At 43.3% G+C, this 12,059-nt stretch carries 11 protein-coding genes; 6 read left to right on the top strand and 5 right to left on the bottom strand.

Annotated elements, in window-relative coordinates:
• The first annotated feature begins 22 nt into the window (after window positions 1-22).
• Both Q6344_06985 and Q6344_06980 read left to right on the top strand, forming a co-directional pair.
• On the top strand, window positions 23-649 hold the full coding sequence (locus Q6344_06985; GenBank protein ID WLG15071.1) for a GNAT family N-acetyltransferase: 627 nt from the start codon (window positions 23-25) through the stop codon (window positions 647-649).
• A gap of 144 nt (window positions 650-793) precedes the next feature.
• The gene (locus tag Q6344_06980; GenBank protein WLG15070.1) at window positions 794-2,338 is read left to right on the top strand and encodes a bifunctional 2-methylcitrate dehydratase/aconitate hydratase; all 1,545 of its coding nucleotides are present in this window, start codon (window positions 794-796) and stop codon (window positions 2,336-2,338) included.
• 123 nt (window positions 2,339-2,461) lie between these two features.
• On the opposite strand, the gene Q6344_06975 is transcribed toward Q6344_06980, so the two are convergent.
• On the bottom strand, window positions 2,462-3,253 hold the full coding sequence (locus Q6344_06975; GenBank protein ID WLG15069.1) for an SDR family oxidoreductase: 792 nt from the start codon (window positions 3,251-3,253) through the stop codon (window positions 2,462-2,464).
• A 239-nt stretch (window positions 3,254-3,492) separates the two neighbouring features.
• On the opposite strand from Q6344_06975, the gene Q6344_06970 reads away from it, so the two are divergent.
• Window positions 3,493-4,857 carry a DUF2868 domain-containing protein gene (locus Q6344_06970; protein WLG15068.1) on the top strand — a complete coding sequence of 455 codons (1,365 nt, stop codon included), beginning with the start codon at window positions 3,493-3,495 and terminating at the stop codon, window positions 4,855-4,857.
• A gap of 130 nt (window positions 4,858-4,987) precedes the next feature.
• Window positions 4,988-6,622, top strand: coding sequence for a DUF3482 domain-containing protein (locus tag Q6344_06965; protein ID WLG15067.1), 1,635 nt, complete (start codon window positions 4,988-4,990; stop codon window positions 6,620-6,622).
• 34 nt (window positions 6,623-6,656) lie between these two features.
• On the opposite strand, the gene Q6344_06960 is transcribed toward Q6344_06965, so the two are convergent.
• From Q6344_06960 to Q6344_06950, 3 genes are all read right to left on the bottom strand, one after another.
• Window positions 6,657-7,685, bottom strand: coding sequence for an ArsA family ATPase (locus Q6344_06960; GenBank protein WLG15066.1), 1,029 nt, complete (start codon window positions 7,683-7,685; stop codon window positions 6,657-6,659).
• A gap of 33 nt (window positions 7,686-7,718) precedes the next feature.
• Window positions 7,719-8,012 (bottom strand): cory-CC-star protein, encoded by a 294-nt coding sequence (locus Q6344_06955; protein WLG15065.1) that lies wholly within the window; start codon window positions 8,010-8,012, stop codon window positions 7,719-7,721.
• A gap of 123 nt (window positions 8,013-8,135) precedes the next feature.
• Complete coding sequence (locus tag Q6344_06950) at window positions 8,136-9,815, bottom strand: carbon starvation protein A (GenBank protein WLG15064.1); 1,680 nt, start codon at window positions 9,813-9,815, stop codon at window positions 8,136-8,138.
• 296 nt (window positions 9,816-10,111) lie between these two features.
• On the opposite strand from Q6344_06950, the gene Q6344_06945 reads away from it, so the two are divergent.
• Both Q6344_06945 and Q6344_06940 read left to right on the top strand, forming a co-directional pair.
• Window positions 10,112-10,780 carry a hypothetical protein gene (locus Q6344_06945; protein ID WLG15063.1) on the top strand — a complete coding sequence of 223 codons (669 nt, stop codon included), beginning with the start codon at window positions 10,112-10,114 and terminating at the stop codon, window positions 10,778-10,780.
• A gap of 102 nt (window positions 10,781-10,882) precedes the next feature.
• Complete coding sequence (locus tag Q6344_06940; GenBank protein WLG15062.1) at window positions 10,883-11,446, top strand: hypoxanthine-guanine phosphoribosyltransferase; 564 nt, start codon at window positions 10,883-10,885, stop codon at window positions 11,444-11,446.
• Window positions 11,447-11,526: 80 nt separating this feature from the next.
• On the opposite strand, the gene Q6344_06935 is transcribed toward Q6344_06940, so the two are convergent.
• Window positions 11,527-12,045: a MepB family protein gene (locus Q6344_06935; protein WLG15061.1), complete on the bottom strand. Its 519-nt coding sequence runs from the start codon at window positions 12,043-12,045 to the stop codon at window positions 11,527-11,529.
• Window positions 12,046-12,059 lie beyond the last annotated feature (14 nt).

Raw genomic sequence — 12,059 nt, 5'->3', positions numbered from 1 at the left:
TATTTCCAGAAGCTAGCCCACTATGAATTGTGAATTTTCTATCAAAACCTTTGATGAGCTGACCTCAGTTGATCTCTATCATATTTTAAAAGCCCGATCACAAGTGTTTGTGGTTGAGCAAAACTGCGCCTATCAAGATATGGATGAGGTGGACTTTGATTGCCTACATCTGATCGCGCATCAAAACGAGGCGTTGGTAGGCTACTGCCGTATCATTCCGCCTGAATTTAATAAGTTAAAATCCAATCTATCGGTCGCTGACCCTACGATTAAGACCAATCATACTGCTATGCCTGCCATCGGTAGAGTGTTGGTGTTATCAGAGCACAGAGGTGAAGGTATCGCACGGCAGATGATGATTCATGCCATTGCGCACTGCCGTAAAAAATACGGTAAGAAGCGCCCGATTATACTCTCTGCACAAGCCTACTTACTCAGCTTTTATGAGTCCTTGGGGTTTGTAACTGAAGGCGATCATTATCTCGAAGACAACATAGAACATGTAAAAATGGTTCTATACGTTGCCAAGAAAAATAAAATACAAAAAGAGCGTACTGAGTCTGCCTCCACAACGAACAAAGTATTAAGTTTTCTGCTGTTTATCATGGCGGCTTTATTTGTGTTAGGTCTACTATATTTGATGATTTAAGCGCGCCGCAAGGTTTTAATTTTTAACATAATTCAGTTTGGTTGTTTCATATTGAGTATGCTACTTTTAAATGATGGCTAATTTAAAAAAATGACCGAGATAATGGGTCAAGGAAGCAGCACACTCAAGGAAGAGGAGACAACCATGTCAAATGATAATTCAGATACAACACATTCAAATAAAAATGATGCAACGGTAGAAAGCAATGTCCGTCCAGAATATGACATTGAGATTCAAAAGATTGCTGATTATGTGCTCAATTATTCGATAGATAACGACTCCCCCAATAGCACAGATGCTTGGAATACCGCACGTCTCTGCTTGATGGATACGCTTGGCTGCGGTCTGCTTGCGCTACGTTTCCCTGAATGTACTAAGCATCTGGGTCCTGATTGTGCCGATCAGCTTACCCCTAATGGCGCGCGCGTTCCGGGTACAGCCCACAGACTAGATCCTATCAAAGCTGCCTTTGATATCGGCTGTATGGTGCGCTGGCTCGATTATAATGACACGTGGCTGGCTGCTGAATGGGGACACCCTTCGGACAATTTAGGCGGTATCCTAGCAGTCGCCGATTATATCAGCCAACAAAGTGTCAGTCGCAATCATCCGCCATTAATCATGCGTGAGGTGCTTGAGGCTATGATTATGGCGCATGAGATTCAGGGGGTAATTGCACTGGAAAATTCATTCAACCGTGTGGGTCTTGATCATGTGTTTTTAGTTAAATTGGCCTCTACTGCTGTGGTCGCCAAGCTCTATAAATTGCCACGTGAGCGTATCATGGCTGCCATCTCGCAGGCGATCGTCGATGGTCAGGCGTTGCGTACCTATCGTCATGCACCCAATGCTGGTAGCCGTAAATCTTGGGCGGCAGGCGACGCTACCAGTCGTGCGGTACGCTTGGTTGACATTACTCGTCGCGGTGAAATGGGTATCCCTGGGGCACTCTCTGCACCGCAATGGGGGTTTTATGATGTATTGTTTAGCCATACCAATAAAGACTTAGCCCTTAAACCTGCAAACGAGCGCCGTTTTACTTTCCAGCGTGAGTTTGGCAGTTACGTGATGGAAAACATCTTATTTAAGTTAAGCTTTCCTGCCGAGTTTCATGCGCAGACTGCTTGTGAGGCTGCTGTAATTTTACATCCACGTATTGACGATAGAATCGACGATATTGAAAAAATTGTCCTGACAACTCATGAATCTGCGATTAGAATCATCTCAAAAGAAGGCACATTGGCCAACCCTGCTGATCGCGATCATTGTTTGCAATATATGGTCGCGGTGCCTCTGCTAACTGGCGATTTAATGGCAGAAAACTACGAAGACGATTATCATGCACAGCACCATGTTTTGATCGACGGTCTACGCCGCAAAATGATCGTAGAAGAAGATGCGGGTTATTCAAAAGATTACCATGACCCAAGCAAGCGCTCGATTGCCAATGCCATTCAGATATTTTTTAAAGATGGTAGCAGTACCGACAAGGTTGTTGTCGAATACCCTATCGGACATAAGCGCCGCCGCAAAGAAGGTATTCCTGTATTAGAAGCCAAGTTTCGTGCCAGTTTAGCAACGCGTTTTATCGACAGTCGCTGTCAGGATATTTTTGCGCTTTGTAGCGATCAAACCCGCTTAGAGCACACACCTGTACATGAGTTTATGGACTTGTTTATGGCGAATTAAGCATGTGCCTATCTAAAAACAACCCTTATCTTATCAATAAAATAGGGCGTGTTCTCATATCAACGACACGCCCTATATTTTTATCTCTTGAATTGGCTTTGTGAACGTTTCAACCATTTAGAGCTACCAAGGTATGGATTCCCCTGCCCAGTCAACAAAGCTTCCTGATTGCAACGCTGTCATACGGTTAAGCACTTCTAATAAGCATTCCACACTATAGGCTGGCGAGAACAACTGACCTTCGGCCACATTACCTTGAAAAGGGGCTGATAGTTGCGTATTTACCGTTCCTGGCTGCAGGACAACCACGCACACGTCTTTGAGCGAGCGACTCCATTCAATACTCAGGTTTTTCATGCCCATATTGAGTGCCGCTTTACTCATACGATAGCTATACCATCCGCCCAGTTGGTTGCCACTGATACTGCCAACGCGCGCGGATATCGTTGCAAAGATTGCGGGCTTGTCATTACTACGCGCAGATTTGGCTAATAGTAGTCTAAAATGCTTGGCAATGAGTAAGCTGGCTAAGGCATTCACTTGCATGTTTTGTAAAAAGAAATCAGTCTCAACCTGACGCAGCGCTTTTTCTGGCTGCTGCATCGCCGTGTGTAATAACCCTGCACAATTGATAATCCAATCAATATGAGTGGTTTGCTGCTGAATAACCTCAGCTGCTTGTTGGATACTCTGTTCATCGCAGATATTCATGGATATCCAATGCAGATTGTCAGCCTCAAAATCAGGTACATTGCGATGATAAGTCGTAAAGACATGAATACCCTGTTTTCCACCATTATCGGTATTCGCATTCTCATCCTTATTGTCACTGGCAGTGCTATTTACTAATTGCTCAATCATCGCTTTACCAATGCCGCCTGTACCACCAACGATTAGATATGTTCTGTTATTCATGATGATTCCTTTTTTGAATTCTCTTTAACAGCGTTTTTTACCCTCTGTTTTTTTACACTATTGTTATTATCATTTTGTTCATTATTCATTTTGGCTGATTTTTATTGTCTTTACTATAATAAAAATGCTTAATAAATGTTCATTTTTTAACATTTGGCGAAGGCGTGCCCTCATATATACGCTACAATAATCAAGAATTATCTCCTACATAAACGCCTTTATATGGATGTTATCGCATTATGCTATCACCCCAAGATCAATTGACTGAGTTGGTACGCACGCTTGAGACGCAGCAACATGTCTTTGCCACTGACCCGCTACTTATCACGGAAAAACTACAAGGTGAGGATGGCAAACCCATTCAAAAATTGCACCGCCGAGCCTCACGTATCGATAGTAACGGTGCGCTGGCACGAGTATTGGGCAAAATTGATGGGCGTATTAAAGGCATCATGGTGGTCATGAGCGTGGTGTGGTGTCTCTCAGGATTTTTGGGCTTATTCACCTTACTACAGACCAATGTGGTGAATTTCTTTTATGTCTTGGTTTGCTTGCTGGGTTTTCATACCATTATGCTGTTAGGCTGGCTGGTGATGACCCTGATTAATCAAGGCAAGCAGTCTTCGAATTGGTTTGCCAATTTTGTCAGTCCCAGTTATCTGATACGTGGCAAGGATGATGTTACCAAGGCAGCAGTCGACTTGTACGAGCGCCAATTACAGCATAGCGGGATGCGCTGGTATTTGGGGAGATTTAGTCATCAGTTATGGCTGGCAACGTTGACAGGCATGCTGCTGGCGATTATTTTCCTATTGATTGTGCGTCAGTATAGCTTTAGCTGGGAGTCGACTTTACTATCCGATCAAGCGCTAATTACTTTGACACAGGTACTTGGCTGGTTACCAAGTATGGTGGGATTCGATGTGCCAGATAGCACCGCTATCGTACAGAGTCGCTTGGTGACTGATGCGATGCCATTGACTGTTGCGCGGCAATGGGCAGGCTTATTGGTTGGTAGCTTGCTGATGTACGGTATTGTACCAAGAGCGATTGCTTGGGCGTTTTGCGCATTGATGTTCCGTCGTAAAAAGATGCGTTTGGACATCAAGCAGCCCTATTATCAAAAGATTTTAAACTTTTGGCAACGTCAGGTGGTAGATGCTGATGACTTTAATGAAGTGCCCGTTCCTATTGCGCCAAAAGCAGCCGTCAGCGCTGGCAAGAAGCTGGTTGCTTTGCTTGAGTATCCAGCAGAGCAGGATAACTGGTGGCTTGCAGGTCTGGATGCCAATATTAATAATAGCGAGATAGAGAATTTCGGTATCGTTGATGATCGTGACGATATGGCACGTTTGAAGACGTATTTAGACAGTCACCCAGTGCAGGTCTTACTTGGTATTCATCATAAAGCCTTACCTGACCGTGGCACGCTACGCAAACTTGATCAAATCGCTGCTCACGCCAAAGATGGACTCATCGTGCAGCTGCTGAGTGATGCAAGCGCTTTAGAGTTAACCAAGCAGGTTGCAGACCATCAAGATATTCGTTATCAGCAGTGGCAAACCGCACTCTCTGCCCGCAACATTGGTCTAGTGAATAATTGATTGACTAGCCAAAATGGGATTATCAGTTACTTAAGACAAATGGTTAGTATTAATACCGAAATAGCACATAATTTGTTCTACAATAAAAGCCACTGTATGTTTTGATCATTAATAAATATAAGACGATATTATGAATAATGATAATAAAAAAGAGAACTATGAACACAATAAACCTGCTGGTCTCTTTGCAGATAAGGCTTATGAGGCAACCTCTAATACCGCAAACAGCACTTTAAAATCAGCTGTAACTGAGTCAGTGGAAACTCAAGACAATCAACCTTTATCAACTGAACCATTAACAACAACGACAAGTATGACAAGGAAAACCATCGCCAGTGGTGAACCGCTAAAATTGGCCGTCGTTGGTCATACCAATACGGGCAAGACATCCATACTACGTACACTATTGCGTGACGTCTATTTTGGTGAAGTCAAAAACGAAGCCGCAACTACCCGTCATGTAGAGCAAGCCAAATTAACAGACAGCCAAACGGGCGAAGTGTTGGTGGTATTGTATGACACACCGGGTTTAGAAGATGCGTCAGGATTGATGGATTGGTTGGAGGACAATACTGCCAGTCGGCGTGATGGCATTGAGCGTTTGCAACAGTTTTTGGCAGCAGATATTGCCCAAGGTGGTGATGCACTAAATAGCAATGAGGACTATAGCCAAGAGGCCAAAGTAATTCGGCAGCTGTTGGCAAGTGATATGGCTATTTATGTCGTCGATGCACGTGAGCCAGTACTCGGTAAATATAAAGACGAGCTAGCTATTTTATCTTGGGCAGCGATTCCTGTCATGCCAGTATTTAATTTCACTGACGCTCAAGATGCCAATATAGATGAGTGGCAGACGATGCTAGCGCGTCGTAATTTGCATATTTCTACACGCTTTGACTCCGTGGCTTTTGAGTTTGCAGATGAAATGCGCTTATGGCAGAATTTAGCCACCATGCTTACCCACTCTGAGATGCTTGAGCAGTTGATGGCACGTCGTACTGAAGACTGGGCACAGCTAAATGACGAGGCCAACATTATTATTGCTGATTTTTTAATCAATGTTACTGCTTTTGTTCGTGAGATTAGTGAAGATGACGACCCAATGCCAGTATTACAGCAAATGCAAGAGGCCGTGAGGCAAAGTGAACGGGCGATGCAGAACAACTTGCTCAATTTATATAAGTTTTATGACAATGACGTAGCGGCAACGCCACTTGAGCTAAAAGCTTATCAACAAGATCCGTTCGACCCTGAGCTGCTAAAAAGTTACGGTATTCGCACCACTTCTGGCGCGGCAGCTGGCGCGTTATTGGGTCTTGGCATCGATGCTGCAGCACTTGGCACTACTTTAGGATTAGGTGCTGCCATTGGCGGTATCGCAGGTGGGCTGTTATCTAATACCAGTAGTATTGCCGATAGAATCACTGGGGTAAAACGTTTGTATATCGACCCTGCAACATTGACCTTGTTGGCAACGCGAGCGATAGATTTACTCACCGCCCTACGTCATCGTGGTCATGCAGCAACTGATGCCACGCAATTGCTGTATAAAGGTGAGAAATCCAGTATTGAACAGTCGTTAGATGACGAAAGCGCCACTGTCACACCATGGCCGACACATAAATTGCCCAGTGAGCTAAAAAAAGCTCGTGGCAAACCGCAATGGTCATCACTCAGTAGTGGTAAATCTGACCAAGCTCAATTGTTACGCGCAGATATGGCATGGTCGCTAGCAAGTAAGCTACAGTCTTATAAACCTGAGTAATTATCGTCAAGTTTGACTAAAGTTGTAGATGTTATTATTTAAGTACTGGTCGCAATAGAGCACCTAGTGCATCAGTGCCGCGTACGTCCGTTTGCTGCAGATATATTGGGTATAGCGGGTAATTGGGAAAACTTTGCTCAATATCTTGCATTAGCTGTTGCTGGCGCTCAGCACGACGCTGCCAAAACGTATCGGACTGGGTCGAATCTATTAACTGATTGATAACGATGGCGGCTGGCATGAGCTTACTGTCTTCTAACTGAGCTATCGCTCGCTTTGTTTCAGCCAGTGGCAATACATCAGCCGTCATAACCAATACAATGGCGGTTTTTGTACGGTCATGCAGTAGCAACCCTGCCTGACGAAACAGCTGTTTGCGTTTTTCTAGTACGGATACAGCCTGCTCCCAGCGGTCAGTTTTTTTTGCGGCAAATGGATTGGCTAAATCATTGTCATTTTTTTGCTGGATTTTTTGTTCATGACTGCCCAAATGATTTGCCACTGAGCGCAGTTTTGCCTGCCGCCGCTGCTGAGCGAGCAATCCATCCGTCCATGCCCCCATCATCTCAGGCAGGACTAATAAACGCAGTGTATGTCCCGTCGGTGCGGTATCAAAAATAACGTGCTCATAGCCGGCATCTGCTGCTGCAACCAAGTGCTGACACATGGATTCGAGCATGGCGGCTTCTTGTGCGCCAGGCGCTGATTTTGATAGCCGTAGGTGCTCGCGAATTTTTGGTATCATGTCTGGATTGGCATAAGAAGTAATGGTGCGTTCAACTTGGGCAAAATGCTCATCAACGATGATATCAGGGTTTAGTTCAATAGCATCTAGATAAGAAGTTACTGCTGTTTTTTGGTTTTTTAGTGGGACGTTTAACACATCGCCCAAGCTGTGTGCTGGATCGGTCGAGACAATCAGTGTCTTTTTGCCTTGATTGGCATAATAGCTGGCAAGTGCGGCGGCAGTGGTGGTTTTACCGACACCGCCCTTGCCACCGATAAATATAATCGGTTGGGTTGCCAGTTGCTCTACCAATGCGGGTAAAGGGTGTAATGCCATACTTGTATCTCATTTTGATGAATTCAAAGGAAACTAGCAGCAACCTACGTGGTCAAAAGGGCATCTATCCATGCCCATTCTGGTATGCCATTCATGGAAGTTTTCTAGAAACAATGGCTGCAACTCTAATGTATAAAAGCTGGCCGGATTGTCGATACCCAAGCTTTCCGCAAACATGAGCAGCATGAAAAAATCTTCTTCATCACGTGCGGCGCGTGCCATCGTCTGACGATAAGGCGCATGATAAAACTCATTTAGACCAGCGGAAAACCGTTGCCACCATGGTTCAATATTTTTTATGGGATTTGTCATATTTGTCGTTTCCATGAAGACTTTTATTTTGCGTATGCTTATTAACTATCATGCCTATATGAGACAAAAAACGCCAGCAATTGCTGCTAGCGTTTTTATCGTATTTCAGTAAGTATCTAACTAGTTATTCAACATGGCTTAGAGATTGCTTTTGCCTCTGTGTATCGACCACTCTTTTCGGAGTACCGATAGACTCTCAAACGTCACTAAAATCGTAGCTATTAAGATAATGACATCCATAATAATAAGCAGCCAATTACCATCATTGAAAAAGGTTTTTAGCTGAATCAATAACGCAAAAATCGTCATGACCAGTAAAAATGACAATGGCCCCAAGGTATACCACACAGGTCTGCCTTTACGTAACAAGATGACAGTAACAATCATCAAGGTTAATGCGGCCATTAGCTGATTCGTCGTGCCAAATAACGGCCAAATAATCATACCGCCAGCACCATCGATGCCACCAGCACCAAAGGCTAATAACAAACAGCTGCCAACGGCAAGCAATGTTGCCACCACACTTTTATTTAGAACAGGTAGTTTATAAATTTCACCAAACTCTTGGAAAATATAGCGTTGCAAACGTACTCCAGTATCCATCGTGGTGCCAGCGAACAATGCTGCCATTACCGTCAGCATCGTCTGTGATAAAACCATATCAATGCCGACACCAGCATTCAATATAGTTGCACCGCCATCAATAAAGGCACCAATAGAGCCATCGCCAAATTTTTGATAAACGGCTTGCCAGTCGCCAAGGGTTGCAAAGCCTGCTGTTGCCGCGAGTATCGCACCAAGTGCCAGCATCCCCTCACCCATGGCACCGAAGTAACCAACGAATCGCACATCCTCTTCTTTATCAATCTGCTTAGATGTCGTACCCGTTGCTACCAGACCATGAAAGCCTGAAATTGCACCACAAGCAATGGTCACAAACAATAAAGGCACCATAGATGGTGTGCCGATTGGCAATGCCGTGTTTATCGCTGGCGCGACAATATTTGGCGTCGCAATAAAGATGGCAGCGTATAACAAAATTAGACCGACAAATAACTGTAAGCCATTGATGTAATCGCGCGGCTGCAAGAGCATCCAAACCGGTAATAAAGAAGCGATTGCCGCATAAGCAAACAAGATAATAATCCAAACAGCATTGTCAGGTAAGCCTAAGAATGTCTCAGGCAATACGACAGGGAACATAGGACCAAGATAGATAAGCCCATATAAAGCCGTGACCCCAATGATTGATACCCAAACCAGATTCATCTTATAGCGATAAATACACTGACCGATGATAAAGGCGACTATCAAAGCCCCCCAAACAGGTAGCACAGCGGACGGGGTTTTTATCATCATATTAGCAATAGCGACGCCAAATACCGCATTTACCATGAGTAATAATAGGAAGATAACGATCATCATCAAGCTACGTACACGTGTACCCATGACGGTACCGGCAATCGAGCCAATCGACTGACCTCGATTGCGCATACTAGCCCAAATGGCTGACATATCGTGGACACCTGCCATAAAAATCGTGCCCAATACTACCCAAATGATAGCAGGTACCCAGCCCCAAATAACGGCAATGGCAGGACCAATAATCGGAGCCGCTCCTGCGACTGAAGTAAAATGATGTCCCCATAGCACATATTTATTGGTAGGGATATAATCCACCCCATCTTTCATAGTATGCGCTGGCGTGGGGATACTGTTATCCAATGCCAAGATTTTAGTAGCGATAAATTTTGAGTAAAACAGATAACCGCAAAGCATCGCTGCAACAGCAAACACTAGCACGATTGCACTATTCATCTTATCTCTCCTTAGACAAGTAATAGGTAGCCTTATAAGTTCAAGCTTTTTAATTTAGAATATAAAAAATATGTTAAATTAGTCGGCGACTAGTGACTTAGCGCACCTGTCCAAAGGCTGTTTATAGAAGTACTGTGGTATCATCATCCATTAATAAGGCTTTGCATTCTATCGTTAGCACATGTCACTAGTCAGCATATGGTGAGTCTTTGACTGCAACCCATTTAGATACTAACTGATTTAACGACAAATGTAACGCTGGTTAAACATGAAAAACAACAAATAAAGGAAGCACTATGGCGCATTATTTTGGGTTTGTACCTTCAGATAAATTGAAAGCATTAATCATTGACGCTGAGCAAGTGATTGCCTCAAATGAGGAGGTCGAATACTACCCATATCGTGATGCCCTGACGCATCAAACAGCACGTGATCTAATCGACAATTTGTTGATTGGATTGGTAGATATTATTCCAAACCCTGAACGTCAAGCCTCCATGCGCAAAATTGTTGGCACAGTTGAAAAAGCAACAGATACGCTGCTTAATATCTTACTCGGTAAAGAGAATAACGAAGAAGTGATGCCAAGCTTTCACTTCTTGAGAGATCGGGCGACGTTTATTGATAATGAAGGTGTAAAACGAGTGGGTTTCAAATTATCTGATGCAGATGCACAAACCATCGAAAAAGGCTTTGCTGCTATCACACCTGAGCAAGTAGATATGAAAGCATTTAAAACAGCGCTTGAAACCATGAATGAAGAGACATTGACTCATTTTATCAGCCGCTATGCTGAAACGCTGAAACTTGGCATGATTAAACGCAAAGCTGTCCCAGTGGCCAAAGCCGCCATTGATAAAGGCATGAGTATGGCCTTAAATAAGTTGCTACCCGACCTACCGGATCGCTCTTTAAATCGTTTAGCAAACTATTACCGCCCTTTCATCGTAGAAAAGCCAGAATAAATGCCAGTATTTGATTAATTTTGCCTCAAAAGACAGATGGTATTGGGCAAATTCACTAAAATTTGCTAAAATAAGCGGCACTTTTTACCGAAGGCGCACCCGATGACCCAAATCAGCAACCAAGAAATTGAAAAAACATTACGCAACTCAGAGTGCCTTATCAGTAGCATCGAAGTAGCCGCTGCTTATGAGCGCCTTGCCGCCCAACTCAACCTACATTATGCTGGTTTAAACCCAATCGTTATGGTTGTTATGAATGGTGGACTTATTCCAGCTGGTCAATTATTGACTCATTTGACGTTCTACCATCGCATGCATTATATTCATGCATCACGCTATCGTGATAATGCAGGCACCAATGAGCTAGATTGGAAATTCAAACCTGATGTTAGTATCGAAGGTGAGCATGTATTGCTGATTGACGATATTTTTGATGAAGGTATCACGCTAAAAACAGTTGTCGAAGAATTAAGCAAAGAAAAACCTTTATCACTTGAATGTTGTGTGTTGCTTAATAAAGAGCATGATCGTAAAGTTGAAGATTTTGATGTTGATTTTGTCGGTATCAATGTTGCAGATCGTTATGTCTATGGCTGTGGTATGGATTTCCATGGTTACTTGCGTCATCTGCCTGGCATCTATGCCATCAAAGAAGACAAAGTTTAAGTTCTACATTTGAGTTCAAAAAAAGCATCCAATTTGGATGCTTTTTTATTGCTTGGATTTTGCACTTACTGTTAATTTTGCTACTCATACAATGCCCGTATTTTTTCTGTAGGCAGTATGTTTGTACCAGTCACCACGAAGAAATAATCGAGTTGCCAATTCTGTGTCTTCTTAGCAGTATTACTGGTTGGATTATCCCAGCTAGGATACACCCTGATACCCATCTTACCTTTTGTAAAATGAGACTGAAGAATATTATGTCTAAGCAAGACATTTTTTGGAAAAACAAACTGCCCAAATGTATGCTTATCTTTAAATGTCGTGACTACCAATAAGTCTGGTGACGAATCATATTGAAAAGGTTGATTAATACCTTTGGAATCTTTTTCCCAAAAGGTAACGAACTGCCCTACTTTGGTAGGTGTTTGTTTAGCTACTCTGAATCTAACTGTTTTGACAGCCCGTCTGTTCATTAATTCAAATGTACCAGCAGCATATTCTAGATTTTGTTGTTCTTCTTGAGTTGAAGCAATAATCAATTGGTTGGGCTTATAAATAATTTCATTAATATGCTCTAGCACAGTATCAAAGGTATACAACTCTAGTCCTCTTT

Source organism: Psychrobacter cibarius, assembly GCA_030686115.1.
GTDB classification, from domain to species: Bacteria; Pseudomonadota; Gammaproteobacteria; order Pseudomonadales; family Moraxellaceae; genus Psychrobacter; species Psychrobacter cibarius_C.
The sequence above is the reverse complement of the archived record's forward strand: the minus strand, read 5'-3'. Positions and strand labels throughout refer to the sequence as shown.

What these genes read in the sequence shown, in the direction of transcription:
- Q6344_06945 (WLG15063.1), top strand. Translation starts at nt 10,112, where the DNA reads ATGGCGCATTATTTTGGGTTTGTACCTTCAGATAAATTGAAAGCATTA.
- Q6344_06955 (WLG15065.1), bottom strand. Translation starts at nt 8,012, where the DNA reads ATGGAAACGACAAATATGACAAATCCCATAAAAAATATTGAACCATGG.
- Q6344_06985 (WLG15071.1), top strand. Translation starts at nt 23, where the DNA reads ATGAATTGTGAATTTTCTATCAAAACCTTTGATGAGCTGACCTCAGTT.
- Q6344_06950 (WLG15064.1), bottom strand. Translation starts at nt 9,815, where the DNA reads ATGAATAGTGCAATCGTGCTAGTGTTTGCTGTTGCAGCGATGCTTTGC.
- Q6344_06980 (WLG15070.1), top strand. Translation starts at nt 794, where the DNA reads ATGTCAAATGATAATTCAGATACAACACATTCAAATAAAAATGATGCA.
- Q6344_06975 (WLG15069.1), bottom strand. Translation starts at nt 3,253, where the DNA reads ATGAATAACAGAACATATCTAATCGTTGGTGGTACAGGCGGCATTGGT.
- Q6344_06960 (WLG15066.1), bottom strand. Translation starts at nt 7,685, where the DNA reads ATGGCATTACACCCTTTACCCGCATTGGTAGAGCAACTGGCAACCCAA.
- Q6344_06965 (WLG15067.1), top strand. Translation starts at nt 4,988, where the DNA reads ATGAATAATGATAATAAAAAAGAGAACTATGAACACAATAAACCTGCT.
- Q6344_06970 (WLG15068.1), top strand. Translation starts at nt 3,493, where the DNA reads ATGCTATCACCCCAAGATCAATTGACTGAGTTGGTACGCACGCTTGAG.
- Q6344_06940 (WLG15062.1), top strand. Translation starts at nt 10,883, where the DNA reads ATGACCCAAATCAGCAACCAAGAAATTGAAAAAACATTACGCAACTCA.